General features: G+C 61.5%; 14 protein-coding genes and 3 pseudogenes. 9 read left to right on the top strand and 8 right to left on the bottom strand.

Annotated elements, in window-relative coordinates; all coding sequences use genetic code 11:
* Positions 1 to 2: 2 nt before the first annotated feature.
* From ACVIYL_RS43760 to ACVIYL_RS43745, 4 genes are read right to left on the bottom strand one after another with little or no spacing between them, the layout of a single operon-like run.
* Entirely contained in the window at positions 3 to 938 is a 936-nt protein-coding gene (locus tag ACVIYL_RS43760) for an ImmA/IrrE family metallo-endopeptidase (protein ID WP_456781600.1), read from the bottom strand.
* Positions 935 to 1,408 (bottom strand): helix-turn-helix domain-containing protein, encoded by a 474-nt coding sequence (locus ACVIYL_RS43755; protein WP_456781599.1) that lies wholly within the window; start codon positions 1,406 to 1,408, stop codon positions 935 to 937. Before ACVIYL_RS43755 ends, ACVIYL_RS43760 begins: the two co-directional genes overlap by 4 nt.
* Positions 1,409 to 1,427: 19 nt before the next feature.
* On the bottom strand, positions 1,428 to 2,063 hold the full coding sequence (locus tag ACVIYL_RS43750; protein WP_456781598.1) for a GNAT family N-acetyltransferase: 636 nt from the start codon (positions 2,061 to 2,063) through the stop codon (positions 1,428 to 1,430).
* Positions 2,060 to 2,272: a ribbon-helix-helix protein, CopG family gene (locus ACVIYL_RS43745; RefSeq protein ID WP_009734077.1), complete on the bottom strand. Its 213-nt coding sequence runs from the start codon at positions 2,270 to 2,272 to the stop codon at positions 2,060 to 2,062. Before ACVIYL_RS43745 ends, ACVIYL_RS43750 begins: the two co-directional genes overlap by 4 nt.
* Positions 2,273 to 2,428: 156 nt before the next feature.
* On the opposite strand from ACVIYL_RS43745, the gene ACVIYL_RS43740 reads away from it, so the two are divergent.
* Genes ACVIYL_RS43740 through ACVIYL_RS43725 form a run of 4 tightly spaced genes read left to right on the top strand, consistent with a single transcriptional unit; the run spans position 2,429 to position 6,387 of the window.
* Entirely contained in the window at positions 2,429 to 3,394 is a 966-nt protein-coding gene (locus tag ACVIYL_RS43740) for a CBASS oligonucleotide cyclase (RefSeq protein ID WP_456781597.1), read from the top strand.
* Positions 3,395 to 3,402: 8 nt separating this feature from the next.
* On the top strand, positions 3,403 to 3,918 hold the full coding sequence (locus ACVIYL_RS43735) for an HORMA-1 domain-containing protein (protein WP_456781596.1): 516 nt from the start codon (positions 3,403 to 3,405) through the stop codon (positions 3,916 to 3,918).
* Entirely contained in the window at positions 3,918 to 4,865 is a 948-nt protein-coding gene (locus tag ACVIYL_RS43730) for an AAA family ATPase (RefSeq protein ID WP_456781595.1), read from the top strand. The genes ACVIYL_RS43735 and ACVIYL_RS43730 overlap by 1 nt, the downstream gene beginning before the upstream one ends.
* 4 nt (positions 4,866 to 4,869) lie before the next feature.
* Positions 4,870 to 6,387 carry an SAVED domain-containing protein gene (locus tag ACVIYL_RS43725; protein WP_456781594.1) on the top strand — a complete coding sequence of 506 codons (1,518 nt, stop codon included), beginning with the start codon at positions 4,870 to 4,872 and terminating at the stop codon, positions 6,385 to 6,387.
* 47 nt (positions 6,388 to 6,434) lie between these two features.
* Here ACVIYL_RS43725 and ACVIYL_RS43720 read toward each other — a convergent pair whose 3' ends face one another.
* Complete coding sequence (locus tag ACVIYL_RS43720; protein ID WP_456781593.1) at positions 6,435 to 7,112, bottom strand: hypothetical protein; 678 nt, start codon at positions 7,110 to 7,112, stop codon at positions 6,435 to 6,437.
* A gap of 69 nt (positions 7,113 to 7,181) precedes the next feature.
* Between ACVIYL_RS43720 and ACVIYL_RS43715 the strand changes: the two genes are divergently transcribed.
* Genes ACVIYL_RS43715 through ACVIYL_RS43700 form a run of 4 tightly spaced genes read left to right on the top strand, consistent with a single transcriptional unit; the run spans position 7,182 to position 13,966 of the window.
* A complete protein-coding gene (locus tag ACVIYL_RS43715; RefSeq protein ID WP_456781592.1) occupies positions 7,182 to 8,564 on the top strand; it encodes a Wadjet anti-phage system protein JetA family protein in 1,383 nt (460 codons plus the stop codon).
* Positions 8,561 to 9,235: a DUF4194 domain-containing protein gene (locus ACVIYL_RS43710; protein WP_456781591.1), complete on the top strand. Its 675-nt coding sequence runs from the start codon at positions 8,561 to 8,563 to the stop codon at positions 9,233 to 9,235. Before ACVIYL_RS43715 ends, ACVIYL_RS43710 begins: the two co-directional genes overlap by 4 nt.
* Entirely contained in the window at positions 9,232 to 12,753 is a 3,522-nt protein-coding gene (locus tag ACVIYL_RS43705; protein ID WP_456781590.1) for an SbcC/MukB-like Walker B domain-containing protein, read from the top strand. Before ACVIYL_RS43710 ends, ACVIYL_RS43705 begins: the two co-directional genes overlap by 4 nt.
* The gene (locus tag ACVIYL_RS43700) at positions 12,740 to 13,966 is read left to right on the top strand and encodes a Wadjet anti-phage system protein JetD domain-containing protein (RefSeq protein WP_456781589.1); all 1,227 of its coding nucleotides are present in this window, start codon (positions 12,740 to 12,742) and stop codon (positions 13,964 to 13,966) included. The genes ACVIYL_RS43705 and ACVIYL_RS43700 overlap by 14 nt, the downstream gene beginning before the upstream one ends.
* 165 nt (positions 13,967 to 14,131) lie before the next feature.
* Here the strand turns inward: ACVIYL_RS43700 and ACVIYL_RS43695 are convergent.
* Together ACVIYL_RS43695 and ACVIYL_RS43690 are read right to left on the bottom strand one after the other, a co-directional pair.
* Positions 14,132 to 14,296 (bottom strand): annotated as a pseudogene (locus ACVIYL_RS43695) (SOS response-associated peptidase); the annotation flags it as partial.
* Positions 14,296 to 14,646 (bottom strand): annotated as a pseudogene (locus ACVIYL_RS43690) (ATP-dependent DNA ligase); the annotation flags it as partial. The pseudogenes ACVIYL_RS43690 and ACVIYL_RS43695, both read right to left, overlap by 1 nt.
* Before the next feature lie 103 nt (positions 14,647 to 14,749).
* On the opposite strand from ACVIYL_RS43690, the gene ACVIYL_RS43685 reads away from it, so the two are divergent.
* Complete coding sequence (locus ACVIYL_RS43685) at positions 14,750 to 14,938, top strand: DUF3606 domain-containing protein (protein WP_456781588.1); 189 nt, start codon at positions 14,750 to 14,752, stop codon at positions 14,936 to 14,938.
* Positions 14,939 to 14,963: 25 nt separating this feature from the next.
* On the opposite strand, the pseudogene ACVIYL_RS43680 reads toward ACVIYL_RS43685, so the two are convergent.
* A pseudogene (locus tag ACVIYL_RS43680) lies at positions 14,964 to 15,240 on the bottom strand (hypothetical protein).
* Positions 15,241 to 15,454 lie beyond the last annotated feature (214 nt).

Raw genomic sequence — 15,454 nt, 5'->3', positions numbered from 1 at the left:
CCTTAGAACACTCGCACTGGCACCGGCACGTTGTACGAGCGTAGCCAATAGCCCAGTGTCAACGCCTCGTGGCGATTGAAGAACGTCTCGAAATCGAAAACATGCTGATCGCCATTGAGGTCCGCGAGCAGCACCTCGCTGCGGCCGAGACTGCCGCCGCGCTGCGAACCACAATAGCCGACGATGGTTGCGAGCAGGTCGGTCTCGCGCATGGCGCCGAACCGCTCGCGGAAAGGAGGAGATTCCACGCAATACCGGCACGGGTTCGAAGGATCGAAATCGGCCTTGCGCCGTGTCCGATGCGGATGGCCGGTGACGAGAGCCACGATCGGCCGGTCGCCATGGCCCTGTTCGACGAAGCGCCAGAGCGTGGAAGTCATGGTGTTGCCGAACTCCTTGCTCAGGCTCTTGACGAAGGCAAGGCTCGGTACCGAAGCGGTGGCCTCTTCCACAAAGCGCCCGGCGAGAAAAAGCAGTTGACCAGCGGCATAGTTCGCCTCCGCCTCCATGATCTGATGGCACGCGGGTGTGAGCGTCTGCTCCGTGTCGCCCAACATCATTCCGATATGCCAGGGGATGATGTCATGGCCGATCTCGTGGGCCTCGTTCCAGCGGTGCTTGAGAATAGGGAGATCTTGGTCGAGCAGGATCCGCTTCTGGTCGGGCAGATAGAGGGCCTTCAGGCTGAGACTTTGGACGGCGTCGCGCAGGATGGTTGGCCGCAAGAGAACTTGAAGGCCGGCGACCTTCAGGCGCGAGAAAGTCTCCCGCAAAAGACTGTCGTCGGTAGTCGAGTAGAAGCCGCGGTCGAGCTTCAATAGCTCCCGAACAAGGCGCAGGTCGACCGGCGGCTCGGGGTTGCCAAGGCCCCGCAGGACCTTGTCAACCTGTCCGTCGATGTCGGCGATCGTCCGATCTTTGAGGCTGACGTTTTTCACTTCACTCGTTTGGGATCCTGCTCGCTCAAGACAGCGACGAACGCTTCAAGGGCGGAATTCTCTTCTGGAGTGAGCTTCTGCACAGCCTCGGATCGCGCAGCAAATCTTACAGCTTCCTGCCGGAAGCCGGCATCATTCGCCGCGGCAAGTCCGGCGAGCTGCATCAAGCGCCGCTGCGACACCTCGAAGGTCTGCGCCAGTTTGAAGACCGTTCGCGGCTCCGGAACATAATGGACGTCGTCCTCGATCACGAGGAGCTCGCTGGCGTCGAGGTCGGCGACCTCGGCCAGTCTCTCCATCGAAAAGCCGCGGCGACGGCGCATCAGGTTCACGAATTTGCCAAACGCGATCCGCGTTTCCTCGCCGGCCGCCGTCTGTGCGATGGTGGCCGGCCGCTCCTCCGGCACCGGGTCGAACGCGAGCAAGCCGGCGCCGATGACGGCGTCGCCTTCACGACGTGCCCGAGCCATCCACCACTCTTTGCTTCGTTCAAGTTTCATCGTTCTCCTCCTTTTCGAAGAACGCGCGAGCCTGCTCGCTGGTCATCTCAAAGTATCTTAAATTCTGGTATGCCGCGTCCTGCCCCAGATCCGTCATCCCGATCTTGCGGTAGAAGTTATCGGCCTGGGGCAAGGAATGCAGCCCCAGTCGTCCCTTGAAGCCCTCGTCCTCGCTGAGCGCGACGGCGGCCGTGATGAGGGCTGTACCGACGCCACGCAGACGCGGAACGTTCCCGAGGTCTGGTCGGTTCCAGGGAGCGACCTCGAGGTAGTCGAGATAAACGAGCGGCTTGCCGCGCTGATTTGATTCCCGGCACGCCTTTGTCAGATCAACTTGTGCCAGAGCTTGAGTCTCGCCTTGCGCGATAATGCTGAAGCCTCGAAAAGCCAGCAGGCCCTGCACGCGCGCGGTCTTCTGCGCCCAGTTCCAGTGCCAGCTTTGCGGCCACTGCTCGAACGGCACGCCCTTGCGCACGAGCTCCTGAAGCACTGTCAGCAGGGCTGGCCGCCACTTGGTTTGCCAGTCGTCGAGCTGCGCTTGCTCGATCGCATCGCGCAGCTCGGCTTCGACGTCTGAACCGGTCGCGACATCGAGAAGATAGATTTTCGAGACATCGACCGTCATAGAAGCATCAACTCCGCCTTCTCCTTCGTCGCGTCGTTCTCGAACAAGAGCTTTTCGCCCTTTTCGACCCGAGCGTCGATCGTCTGATAGAGGCGCAAGGCCTGCCGGAGCACGGCGGTCTTGGTGATGTCCTTCCGGGCCGACAATTCGTCCAGAACCCGCATCTCGGCGTCGGTGAGGTTCAGCGTCATGGTTCGCTTCGCCGTCATCTCATCCTCCGTCGTTGTGCGCAGCATATAGAGAATCAATGGATTATGTCAATGCGGAATAGCTAAATTTGGCATCTTGAATAGCTAAAATTTGGCTATTATATCCTGATCTCGAACGCCGCCGCCCCTGGGCAGCCGGCCAAACAGGAGCAGGATATGGGACGGCAACACGTCGGCCATGACGAGATCGCCGCCTTTGCGCAGGACAAGGTGAACCTGCCCAAAGAGAAGGCGGATGAGTACCGGGCGCAGGCCCGGCGGCTTCGCGAGAAGCTCGAAGGTTATCTGTCCGAGCATCCGGACTTCACGCTGAAGAAGATGCTTCTCTCGGGCAGCCTGGCGAAAGGCACGGCGCTTCGCTCCCTCAACGACATCGACATCGCCTGCTACATCAGCGGCGCCGACGCGCCGAAGGATGTGCAAGCGCTGCTCGACTATCTCGCCCAGCGGCTGCGCAAGGCCTTCCCCAATTTTAGCCCCGACCAAGTCCAGCCGCAGACCTATTCCGTCACCGTTTCCTTCCGGGGGACGGGACTCGACGTCGACGTCGTGCCGATCCTCTATGACGGCGACCCCAAGTGGTACGGCAACCTCGTCAGCCAGGACGATGGGTCGTTCCTGAAGACGAGCATTCCGCTGCATCTGGAATTCGCATCCAAGCGCAAGCGCGCCCAGGAGAAACATTTCGCCCAGGTGGTCCGGCTCGTAAAATTCTGGGCGCGGCGCATGAAGCAGGAGCGGGATGGGTTCCGCTTCAAATCCTTCATGATCGAGATGATTCTCGCCAGGCTCTGCGATGATGGCCTGGATTTCGCCGACTATCCGGAGGCGCTCCAGCACTTCTTCACCTATGTCGCCCGCACCGACATGCGCTCGAAAATCGTCTTCGGCGACTACTATTCGGCCTCGTCGGTCGGCGCCTTCACCGACACGGTGCAGATCATCGATCCCGTGAACGCCGCCAACAACGTCGCCCGCCTCTACACGAAGGCGAATGCGGATGCGATCGTAGATGGCGCGCTCGATGCCGGTGATGCCATCGATGCGGCGCTGGCCGCTCCCAACAAGCAACTGACCGTCGCCTATTGGCAGAAGGTCTTCGGCTCCTCCTTCCAGGCGTGAGGTCAATAATGTCCTACAGCTACAGCTTCACCGAGAGCACGACCTTCACGGTCACCCACGCCCGCCACATGGCCGCCAAGGTCGCGACCGACCTGAAGCGCATGCAGCGGTTCTATGGCAAGCCGTCCGACGAAAGCATCGCGGGCTACGAGACCGAAGCAACCGAAATGCTGCGGGCCGGCTACCTCGACACCGTCACCTACGGCTTCAAGAAAGACGGCAAGTGGATCGAGCCGACCCTGCGCTACACCGCCCGCGACCTCGCCGGCGCCTCGGCCAACGACGACGATCCCGGCAAGATCCGCCCGGGCGCCGACATCAGCGGCGCGTCCTTCTACAGCTACATGACCTACACGGCGGCGTGGGACCGTCTCAGTCAGACCGAGCGCGACGCCTTCAAGGCCAGCCTGCCGTTTTCGCGCGGCGGCGCCCCCGAGCCGGGCATCTCCGGCTATCTGTCGAACGACCGCACGTATTCGTCCGGGGGCAGGGCCCTCGACCGCGCCACCGTCAGGAGCTTTTGATGAACACCAAGCCGACCCTCGACGAGTTGTTCGAGCGCCGTATCACCTATCCCGACATCGATCCGCAATCCCGGCTGGCCCGGCTGGTCGGGCTCGACGAGCAGAAGAACCGGCTCGCAAAGATCCTGGGCCTGCTCGTCAATCCGACAGGCCTTGCCGACTGGGCGAAGAAGCATCACCCGGGTGCTCAGGCCTTGCTCGATACGGTGCTGCGGCGCCCGCCGCTGGTCGTGCTTGCCGGCGATGTCGGCTCGGGCAAGACGGAGCTTGCCGAGACGATCGGCGATGCGGTGGCACGACAGGAGAAGATCGACATCACCCTGCTGCCGCTCAGCCTGTCGACGCGCGGCCAGGGCCGGGTTGGCGAGATGACGCAGCTGCTCTCGGCCGCCTTCGACTACACGGCGGCGGAGGCGACCAAGCTAAAGTCAGCGTCCGGCCGCTCGCGTGGCGCCGTGATCCTGCTGGTCGACGAGGCCGACGCGCTGGCGCAGTCGCGCGAGGCGGCCCAGATGCATCACGAGGACCGCGCTGGCGTAAACGCATTCATCCGCGGCATCGACCGGATTGCCAATGCGAAGCTGCCGGCGGCCGTCCTGATGTGCACCAATCGCCTCAATGCGCTTGATCCTGCCGTGCGCCGCCGTGCCGCCGATGTGCTGAGCTTCGCGCGACCCACCGACGAGCAGCGCCGCTTCGTGCTGTCCAGCCGGCTGGAGCCGATTGGCCTCGGCGGCGATCATATCGACGCTCTGGTCGCGGCGACCGGGCCGCAGCGGGGCAGCCGTGACTATGGCTTCACCTTCTCCGATCTGACGCACCGGCTGCTGCCGACGATCGTGCTGGACGCCTACCCGACCAGGGCGGTCGACGGCGCGCGCGCCGTCGAGATCGCCCGGTCGATGGTGCCGACGCCTCCCTTCCGTGACGGCGAGATGCTGAGGTGAGCGCATGACCCAGGCCGTAACCGTCCGGCGCGATGGAGATACCTTCCAGGCGCGGCTCTTCTGGTATCACGCGGCGCGCCTTCTTGACCCGGACAGTCCGGTCGTGCGCGTGGGCTTCGAGACGGGACCAAAGAGTTTCGATGACATCTGGGTCGAATACGATGCCGCGCGCAGTGCGGTCGACCAACATGGCGACCCGCTGCGGCGCGAGCACATGCAGTGCAAATGGCACGTCGCGCCCGACAGCTACGGCTACTCCCACCTGGTCGATCCGGAGTTCATCAACGCCAATGCCCGCTCGTTGCTGCAGCGCGCGCGGGAAGCGCAGCTCGCTTACGCCCCACAGGGGAGTGGCGTGCGGTTCAAGCTCGTGACCAACTGGCGCCTTGACCGCAACGACCCACTGCGCGAAATGGTCGGCACGCGCTCCGGCGCGATGCGGCTCGAGCGGCTCTATGGCTCGGTGACCGACAACAGCAAGGCCGGCGCCGTGCGCAAGGCCTGGCGCGAGCATCTCGGCATCGATGAAACCGAGCTTCGCCTTTTGGCGCGCACGCTCGCATTTGGCGAGGCGACGGATACGCTCGATGGGCTGCGCGATCAGCTTGACCTGTTGTTTGCCTATGTCGGCCTGCAGCGCATCCCCGCCAACCAGAGCGCGTTCCCCTATGACGATGTCGTTTTCCAGTGGATGGCGCAGGGGCGGCTCGAGTTCGACCGCGCCCGCTTCCGCGCCGTCTGCGCCCGGGAAGACCTGTTGGGTGCGGCGCGAGGCGGACCACGGGTCTTCGGCGTCAAATCCTTCGAGCACGCCTTCGATCGGCTTGAGGAGCGTTGTCATGCCGTGCTGGACATGATCCCGTCCTTTGACGAGCGATATATCCGCAGCGACGCCGACTGGGAAGCGAAGCTCTATCCCGCGCTGCGGGGCTTCCTGCTCGCAGCCGCTAAGGACCAGCCGCGCCTGCGGCTAGCGCTTGACGCCCACGTCACGCTGGCCTTTGCCGCCGGCTCCATCATCAACATCAAATCGGGCCGACAAGTCGAGCTCGAGCAGCGCAGCACGGGCCGCCGGCTTTGGTCGGCCGATGACGTGATCTCCGATCCGACTTGGCCGACCCTCGTTGCGGAGACGGTGGAGCTTCGGGATGATCAGCCGGATCTTGCCGTGGCGCTCGGCCTGACCCATGACGTTTCGGCCGATGTACGCCGATACTCCGAAACCGCGCTTCCAAGCGTCGGCCGGCTTTTGATCTTGAAGCCGACTACTGGACCGGGCGCACAGTCCGTTACCAGTGGGCGCCACGCTTTCGAACTCGCGGACGCGGCGACCACCGCGGTTCGGGCCGTGAAGGCCGACGGGATCGGCATGACCCATCTATTCATCGCCGCGCCCAACGCCTTCACGTTCTTTCTCGGCCAGCGCCAGACGGCACTCGGCTCTGTCCGGCTCTACGAGTTCGATTTCGATGGCGGACGTGGCCGTTCCTACACGGCCGCTTTGACGCTTCCGTTCCCCTAGGCAAACGCATGAGGCAAACCCTAAGAGCCCAACTGACGCATGATCCACTAGGATCCAGCGCCACGCGGCCCTTTCTGTTGCGGGGCGCCGCTCGCTTTCGTCTTCAGCTGGGCGATCTCGCCGATCATCTCTTCTATCCGCTTGTGAAGGTCCCGGATTTGCTCCCGGTCCTCGCGCCGATGGCGCTCGAAGGTTTCGATTGTTCGTTGTGCGGCGCGAAAGTCGGCTTCCGCATTGCGCAGGGCCGACTGCAGGGAGCGAAAGTTCCGGGCCAGATCGTCCCTCTCGGTCGCAACCTGCTTCATGGCGCGTTCCGTCTCCTCCCGATGGCTTTCGGCGAGCGCAAGCTTCTCCGACAGGGCGAGCCCGTCTCTCTCCAGACCGGTGATGCGGCTCTGAGGCCCAGCGTTCTCTTCGCCAATCGTATTGGTTGATGCCGTGGGCACGCCTGCCCAATATTTGGCGAGAAGAAGCAGGATTTCCTGGGAGGCTTCGGCTGTGAGGTGCAGCAACTCACGTTTCAATGCGGGTGGCAGGCGTCCCTCAAGCACAGGGCCTTGCGACGGCCGCCGGGGCATCCCGGCAAGCACGGTCTTGATCCGTTTGACATTCCCCCCTCCCAGCCGCATTCGGACGCGCATCGGATTGATTTCTTCGCCCCGTGCAATCAATGCTTGCGCAGCCGCCACAATTTCGGAATCGGTATATTTTTGTGGGCGGGGCATAGGTTCAGTCGGTTTGTTTGATTTGTGCTAACTTACTTTACACACGGTTCCCCGCGATGAAAGGGCAGAATGAGCTTTCTTGATGTCATTCCGCACACGTTGTTTCGCCTGCTGTCGACGCGGGCCCATATTCGCAACGTCGCGATCCTGGAAGCCATCTTTGAACAGTTCTTCGATGATTTTGCTTTCGCGCCGAAGAAGTCCGAGGTGCTGCAGGTCATTCGCCAGGTTCTCGAGAACCCCGATTTCCGGAGCGTTTCTGATGACGACGAGCCAAGCTCAACCACGGAGACCGCCGAGTACGTCATCTATGGGCGATTGCGGGACGATGGCTGGATCATGGAAGTGGCGAACCGAAAGGCCGCCGAGGTCTACATGCCCCGCGAGGCCCACGCTCTGCTTTCCTCGCTGATCACTCTGAAGGAGGAACTCAAGGTCGATATCTCGGCGGAAGCCAGCCTGATCGACAGCGGCATTTTCGCCGCCTATCAGGACCCTGCCGGCAAGGTCATGAACATTGCCAGTGCGCGCCGTCAAGCGGTGCAGTTGCGGCGTTCGATCGACGGTGTCCTGACGTCCCTCCATCGGATCGAAGACGACCTGATGCGGTCCGAAGGCCTCGCCGACCTGCTGGCTAGATTCATGGAACGCTTTGTCGAGAAAATACTGCTGGAGAACTACCGAGCGCTGAAGGCATCCGCCTACAATCCGATGCGCTTTCAGCGCAGTATCCTGACGAATGCCGACCTGTTCATCAATGATGAGGGCCAGATTGCGCGAGCCGCCGTTGCGCTTGCGGATCAGGGCATGGTCGCCGACATTGCTGCGGCCGAAACCCAGATCATCCAGGATCTCATGCGCATCCGTGCCGTGTTCGCCGGTCTCGGAGAAAAGCTGGACGTGATCGACCGCTTTTCGCATCGGCTCGAGCGCCGGATTGCCACGACCGTGCGATACCAGGAGACGGCGCGCAACGTCCGCGAGGAGAGACTGCGAGATGCGATCCGCCTAGCGTTCGTCCATTGGAGCGCCGGCAACGACGAATGTGTCACGCCACTTGTTGAAATCCCGGTTCCTTATGCGACCGCCACTCTGGCTATAGCGAAGAAAGCGCGCGAGCCGGTCGAACCGCAGACGCGGGAGCCGAAGATAGTCGATCCGGCGGACGTCAAGCGCGAGCAGATGATCGACGCCTATGTCGCCGCCATGGACGTTACTCCCCGTGCCGTCGCCGAACGTATGCGGAAGCTGGTGCCGGATGACGGCACCTTCTTCGATCTCGACCAGTTCGAGCCGGAATCGGCGCGGGATGTCGCCATTCTCTACGAAGCACGGTCGGGTGCGCTCGCATCGAACCCCGAATTCGAAGTGCGCGCGAGCGCCGCTCGGACCACAAACAGATTTGTTTCCGGACCCGGCGTGCTCGTGCGCCGCAGACAGGGCAAAGCATGACCTACTTCTCGCGGTGGACGACAAAGCAAGCAGCCCAGGACCCCAACTTCAGCGCTGAACAGCTCACCGAGACGGCCAACCGGCTCCTGCACCGGCAGTTCGTCTCCCGCGGTGATTTCGGCGGAGCCGCGCATTTCGACCGGATCGCGAGCAACCTCGACTATTTCAAAGACCTGTTCGCGAGCTTCGGGTTTAGCTTCGTCTTCAATGACACCTGGGGCTATGCCGGATTCGTCAGCCCGGTTGCCTACGGCAATGCGCGGGTCCCGACACAGGAAACCATCGTTCTCCTATGTCTTCGTATGCTTTACAACGAAGGCGCCGAGAAGGGCTATTTCGTCGACTCGAGCGCGCAGATCCTCGTCGAAGAAGAGGAGATCCAAACCGTCTTCTCCTCCATGGGGTCCCGAACTCTCAAGCCGGGCGAATTGCGATCGATTCTGACGACGTTCAAGCGCAAGGGGTTGGTCACGTTCGACCAGAGCCACTCGCTCCAGGTGTCCGCCGACATCTACATCCGCCCCACCATCACCGAGGTGGTCGACGGTTCTTTCCTGGCCCGCATCGAGGTATGGGCCGGTCAGCCGGTGCGGGCCGCTGAACCTGTCGATGAGGAGGATGATACCGCAGGCGATGCCTCCGATAGCGCGCCGGAGAGCTCACCATCATGATTCCGGCCTTCGTGTTGCGGAACATCGCCGCCGTCAATTTCTATCTCTACGCCCAGGACTTCCCCATTTCCGGGCGCGGCAACGCGGTCTTTCTCGGTGGCAACGGATCGGGCAAATCCGTTCTGCTCGATGCGATCCAGATCGTCATGACGGGCATGAACCGGCGTTACCTCGATCTCAACAGCCGCGTTTCCGAGGGAGGGCGCAGCACCAGAACCGTACGCGAGGCCTGTCTTGGCTTGCTCGATGATGGTGAAGGCTATCAGCGCGACGCCTGCCTGACATATATCGCTCTCGGCTTCGAGGCTGTCGACGGATCGCGTCGCTGCACCGCAGGCGTCTGTCTCGAGGCCAAGGCATCTCTCAGTGAGGAGAACGTTCTCGGCCTCTTCATCCTGGAGGGCGAGATACTGGGTTTCGCAGACTTCGTCCATCCGAAACCCAGGGGCTTTGAGGAGAAGGCGTGGCAGACTTTCCTGGACGAACAGCGCCGTAAGGGACGAGAGGTCAAGACATTCCAGCGGCAGAAAAATCAGGCCTTTTTGCGGGAGCTCTACGCGATCATCAACGCGAATGCCCGCGGGACCCAACTCGATCCCGATCGTGCGCGCGCCGCGCTGCGCCAGGCGCTGTCCTTTGACATCGAACAGATCACGAGCGTCACCGACTTCGTCAAGCGCTTCCTGCTTGACGACCTCCCGATCGAGATCGAGACCTTCCAGGCACGTTACAACACCTGGCGCGACATGCAGAAGACCATCGAGCGCGTCGAGGCGGAAATCAGGACGGTCGAGACAATCCGCGCGGCATGCGAGCGCGTCATGGACGATCAATTTAACGCGCGCATGTGGAACTACGGTGCTCAGCGCGCGGAATACGATCGATATGGTGCCTTCATTGCCAAGCAGCGCCAAGAGATCGCCGAGATGCAGGAGAAGCTCGATAGCACCAGGTCCTATCAGCAGATGCTCGTCGACGGGATCGAGCAGATCCGGCGCCGGCTGGACGCCATCAAGGACCAGATCGACGGAACGCCGGCCTTTGAGCAGATCAAGAAGGCGCAGGCCGAGAGGAACACCCAGGACGCTATCCGCAAGGCCGGCGTCATCGAGGCTAAGCCGATCTTCGATGCACTCAACTCCTTGCGCGAAGCTACGAACAGCCCCGCCTTTCCCAGCGGTCTTGCCAAAATCACAGATTTTGCTTCGAGGCTGACGTCCGACCTGGTCGGCGTCCACGATGCCGCTTGGCCGAATTCTCCCAAGCAGATCGCGGCGCTCGTGTCCGCCGTGCCGCAGCTATCCGACGTCCGGGCCCTGCTCGACGAGCGTCATCAGACCGCCGCCTCGATTAAGGCGGGTTTAACGAAGGAATTTGACGAGGGCCATCGCATATTGAAGAAGCTGCAGTCGGGCGGCACCTACATGTCGAACGACACGCAGGACTTCCTGGCCGATATGGCGAAGATGCATGTGCCGGCGCAAAGTCTTTCGGAAGTCGCCGATATCGCGCCTGCGTTTGCCGAATGGCGCGCCATCATCGAATCGATCCTCGGCGACTGGGCCGATGCCCTCATCATCGAGCCGCGTTTTATGGACCAGGCCTACCGCCATTTCGACAGCCACTATAAGGCGACCAGGGCCAAGCTGATCCAGTCGGAGAATGTGCTGGCCCAGGACCAGAGTGTCCGATCTGGCACGTTGGCCGAGGCGGTGGTTACCGATAATTCATATGCTCGCGCGTTCCTCAACGTGCGCCTCGGCCGGATCATTCGGGCGCGCTCGGCCAATGATATTCGTAAGGGCGATCTGGCCGCATCAGCCGACGGCAAATACGCCCACGGCCGCGGCATCGAGTATCGCCAGCTCAAGCAGATTCCGCGCTTGGGACAATCGGTCCGCGAGCAACAAATCGCCCAGCTCAGCGAACAGCAACGCGAGCTCGAGACAAAGTTGCAGACCGCGCGGAACAATGAACGCCGATCATTCGCTGTCCTTGAGGCCATCAAACGCGCAGAAACGGCTCTCGTGATCAATCGCGGCGCGGCGACCCAACTGCTTGAGACAATCGAGTCCGCGGATCGCGAGAGCGAGCGCCAAGCCGCCCTCATTCGCGAGCTCGAGACCGAGTTGCCGCAAGGGGTGATGCAGGAAAAGCGCGAAGTCGAGCAAATGCTTGTTCAATACAAAAAGGAAAGGGACGAAGAGAGAGAAAAGGAAGACAAGCTCATCGATGCCATCGGACAACGAAAGGGCGCGATGAATACGAACGCAGACGAACGCAAGAAGGCCGCCGAACGCGCCTGCGAGGCATTCCCGCCATTCGATCGGCGCCGTCAGAGACACGATCCCGCGATTGGTTTGGAGGCATTTGCCCGGCGCGCTCGTGCGGCCTATGTGCAGGAGCGCGCCGCACGCGGGCATCCCGCGCATGTCCGCAATCATTTTGACGGTCTTCTCAAGGACAGGGCGCCCGCCCAGCGGGTGGCGAGGCTGAACGCCGCGATCCAGGACTATGTTCAGGCGAATCCAGACCAGCATCCGCACTTCGAGTGGACGCAGTTTGTCGCCACCGAGCAGACGACCACTCTTTATGACTGGATCGACTCGAGACATCGCGAACTCACCCAAACTATTTTGCGTAACTTCAAGGGGCAGATTGACAAAGCCGTCACTGCCCTGGTCGAGACGATGGTGCATGACTTCCTGAGCCGCCTTAGCGGCAACATCGACGCGGTCGACCGCATCAAGGACGATCTGAACCGGGCGTTGCGCGGCAGCGTCTTCATGGGGGAAGTTTATCAGATCCGCCAGGAGCGTGATCAAGACAAGGAGACCATCCGCTACCTAATCGATCGGCTCGACATCGTGGCGCCGAAGGCCACCGCTCTGATGCAGAGCAATCCGGATCCGAACGATCCCGATCAGGTGAAGATCAAAGAGCTGATCGACATGCTGACGATCGAGAATGGCGACGATGCCCAGCATCGCCGCCGCATTCGCGAGCTAGCGGACTATCGGAGTTACTTTCGTTTCAGCATCGATATCTGCGATCCGCAGCAAGGCTACCGCAGGATCTCCGACCTCGAGCAGCGCCGCGGCAAGGCCAGCGGAGGACAGAAGTTCGTCCCTTTCTATATCTGCCTTGGTGTTGCGGCCGCATCAGCCTACTTCAATCACCTTGGGGGCGGTCGCGATGCGCCGCCCCAATCGGCCCTTATGCTGATGGACGAGGCGTTCGAGAAGCTCGATCCCGACAATATCTACAAGATCATCCGGTTCTACGATCAACTCGGCCTCCGGCTCATCATGGCCGCGCCGAAAACGCATCAGGCCCTCTATCAGGAGACGTTTGATACGTTGATTTCGATCATCCGGGTCGGCCGCGCGATCCAGGCTATCCCGCAACATTTCCATCAAGAAGCGCACATTCTCTTGCGCAAAGAGAACCCGATGCATCAGCCGCGAAGTTTCTTCGAAGAGCGTGTCCGCGAGGAGCGGAGGCATGCCGCGGAATAATCAGTATACCGCGGAGACACTGCTGAATCGGCTGCTCGACCGCTTTGAAGCGCCGCTGGCTCGCACTCGCGACATCACGCAGACGATCGACTACACCCTGGTCGGGGGTCCCGCCGCGCAGGACGAGTTTCATCGTGTGCTGCGGGATGCGGAACGAGCGGGCGGTATCGCGCTCGAGCAGGAGCGACTTGGTCGATTCACCGGCGAGTTCGCGCGGGTGCGCCTCGTCGATCCTGACAAGCTCTATCGATTCCTGGTCAGAGCGCCCGCAAGAGCGACCGCTGAGACCGCGCGCCAGGCGATACTGGCCGCTATCCCGGAGATTCTGGCCGATGCCTTCTTTCGAGGTATCGAGCAGGAGGCTATCGCGGCCTGGAAAAACAATAAGACGTTTCTCGGGCTCTCGGTGAGCGAGATCAACACGTTCCTCACAACTATCCGTCTTGTGCATGGCATCGTGAACCTGTCGGGCCGCGATATCGATCACCGGACGTTTTCTCGCCGGATCGCAAAGGACAGCAAGGCCCTCGAACGGATGGAGGGACGCGTCGCCCAGCTGCTCCGACGTCGCGATCCGAGCCTGGCCGGTGAAGAGCCGCGCGAGGTTCTGGAAGCGAGCGGCATCGTGCGTCGGGCCCATCTCCTGCAGGTCAAGGGTCCGCTTCGGCTCTCTTCCGACGCGCTGAGCATCCATGGTACCGGAGACGCGTTTATCGGCCTTCCGTGGCTCTTGGTTCGGCAGGCTTCTTTGGCTCACGGCGTCGACTACGTGATGACTGTCGAGAATCCGACAAGCTTTTGGCGTTACAGCACGGAAATCGATGGAAACTATCTCGCACTCCTGACCGATGGATTTCCGGCGCGCGATGTGCTGTCGAGCATGGTGTATCTCGTCCGGCACGCTCTTCTCCTGGCGCCGGAAACGCCGGTGTACCATTGGGGTGATATCGATGCCGGCGGCTTGAGGATCGCCGCGCATCTCGAAGATGCGTTCGGAATTCATGTTCAACTGCATCAGATGGAGCCAAAACTCGCACGGGCCTTCGGGTCACCGCTGCAATCGCAGAAAGGTCTCGAGAAACTCGCTATGCGCTCAGGCGAAATCGGACAATTGGCGCTCTGGCTCCGTAGTGAGGAAGCAAAAATGTTGGAGCAGGAGGAACTCGATCCGATGCCGCCAATTCTCGCGGCCGGGAGGCTTCTTTCGTCATGAGCGAAAGTAGCGTCGCATCTGCCGGCGGGATCACGATCACGGAACGCAGCCTGGCTGCCTTGTTAATTAATCGCGCTCTCCGCGGATGCGCAGAAGGCGTCCATATCGACATGGATGATCTTCGCCGATGCGGTGCTGGCCCCGTTTGGTAGTCAGTCCCGTCGGTCACGTCGTTGGCCCTGTTAGGTCTTCCTTGACGCCGCGAGCGACGATCCGGAGGCTTCCATCCGGAAGCGGCCTTTGCAATTTCAAGGCCTCGTCCGCAGGGGCCGTCATCCAGGACTCGACCTCGTCCGGCGTCGTCAAGATCACCGGCATGGCCTTCGGGTGCTCTTCGATTTGCCCTTGAGCTCGTTCTGCAGGACCGAGAAGTCGGTCGTGCCCTCGGCGGCCGGTACCACGATCTCGCCGTCCACCACCGCCGAGTTCGCCTTGATCCGCCAGGCGTCATGAGCGATCTTCTTGAAGCGATGCGTCCAATCGTGGCCGCGCCGGGTGAAGATCTTCGCCGTCTCGTTGGCCAGATGGACCTGAACACGTTAGCCGTCGAATTTGATTTCGTGAATCCAGCGCTCTCCGGATGGCACCTTCTCGATTGAGGTTGCCAGTGCCGGTTCGATGAAACCGGGTAAAGGCGCCTTGATGCCGATAGCCACGGGCTTTTTACGCTGAAACGCCACTGAAGAACTCCACGCTAAGGCCGATTCAAATTGGCACAGTTCGAATCGTCCGAAACCTGCGAATCCTTGTCGCGTTGCTTGGATGTCACAACAGGAGGCACTCATGACGGTAGCGAAGAAGAGCAAGACGGCGCGCGGACGAAAACAGGACCGGGCGCGGGTGGCTGGCGGACAGGCCTACGAAGTCCAGTACGAGGCGAAGAAGACAGGAAAGTCGGCACCGGCGGTGAAAAAGGTCGTCAAGAAAGTCGGCAACGCGCGCAAGCGCGTGGAGAAAGGGTTAGGTCCCTGAATCGAAGACGGGTTGGCGTCGATGCTTAGCGCCGGTCCTCCTCGTCAGGGGGGCATTCTGGGCAGGCTCACCGATCGAGTCCAGCACGTCGCGAACCGCGGCCTCCGCTGCATAAGGGGAGACGTCTGCTGGCGGGTCTCGACGGGCGAAGTCGAGGGCCCGCTCGCCGCATGCGGATCGGCGCGGTCCTGCATCAACCGTGCTCCTCGCACTCGCGGATGGCGCCCACTTCATTGGAGCACTTGGATCGCCCATCCCCGCAGCGTCCGTGTTGTCGGCCTTCGTTCACTGGTCACCAGCATTGAAATAGACTCCGAATACGACGAATCCTGTGGTCCGCCGTTTGTTCCGGCTCGTAGTACAAGGCAAAAGGCCGTCTTGCCTTCAAATCCGACATGTCGGCGCCTCATCCGCCACAATCGCGCGCGGTCCTGGATGGTGAACCGATGCGGCTATTTAGCTTGGTGGCCGGTCAGCTTCCCGAAAGCTGGGCCTGCCAACCTGGCGAAGTGGAGA

The organism is Bradyrhizobium sp. USDA 3315 (genome assembly GCF_054056795.1).
The sequence above is the reverse complement of the archived record's forward strand: the minus strand, read 5'-3'. Positions and strand labels throughout refer to the sequence as shown.

Bases quoted from the DNA above. Each gene is read 5' to 3' on its own strand.
- ACVIYL_RS43720 (WP_456781593.1), bottom strand. From the start codon at position 7,112: ATGCCCCGCCCACAAAAATATACCGATTCCGAAATTGTGGCGGCTGCG.
- ACVIYL_RS43700 (WP_456781589.1), top strand. From the start codon at position 12,740: ATGCCGCGGAATAATCAGTATACCGCGGAGACACTGCTGAATCGGCTG.
- ACVIYL_RS43725 (WP_456781594.1), top strand. From the start codon at position 4,870: ATGACCCAGGCCGTAACCGTCCGGCGCGATGGAGATACCTTCCAGGCG.
- ACVIYL_RS43685 (WP_456781588.1), top strand. From the start codon at position 14,750: ATGACGGTAGCGAAGAAGAGCAAGACGGCGCGCGGACGAAAACAGGAC.
- ACVIYL_RS43740 (WP_456781597.1), top strand. From the start codon at position 2,429: ATGGGACGGCAACACGTCGGCCATGACGAGATCGCCGCCTTTGCGCAG.
- ACVIYL_RS43705 (WP_456781590.1), top strand. From the start codon at position 9,232: ATGATTCCGGCCTTCGTGTTGCGGAACATCGCCGCCGTCAATTTCTAT.
- ACVIYL_RS43710 (WP_456781591.1), top strand. From the start codon at position 8,561: ATGACCTACTTCTCGCGGTGGACGACAAAGCAAGCAGCCCAGGACCCC.
- ACVIYL_RS43735 (WP_456781596.1), top strand. From the start codon at position 3,403: ATGTCCTACAGCTACAGCTTCACCGAGAGCACGACCTTCACGGTCACC.
- ACVIYL_RS43730 (WP_456781595.1), top strand. From the start codon at position 3,918: ATGAACACCAAGCCGACCCTCGACGAGTTGTTCGAGCGCCGTATCACC.
- ACVIYL_RS43750 (WP_456781598.1), bottom strand. From the start codon at position 2,063: ATGACGGTCGATGTCTCGAAAATCTATCTTCTCGATGTCGCGACCGGT.
- ACVIYL_RS43745 (WP_009734077.1), bottom strand. From the start codon at position 2,272: ATGACGGCGAAGCGAACCATGACGCTGAACCTCACCGACGCCGAGATG.
- ACVIYL_RS43755 (WP_456781599.1), bottom strand. From the start codon at position 1,408: ATGGCTCGGGCACGTCGTGAAGGCGACGCCGTCATCGGCGCCGGCTTG.
- ACVIYL_RS43715 (WP_456781592.1), top strand. From the start codon at position 7,182: ATGAGCTTTCTTGATGTCATTCCGCACACGTTGTTTCGCCTGCTGTCG.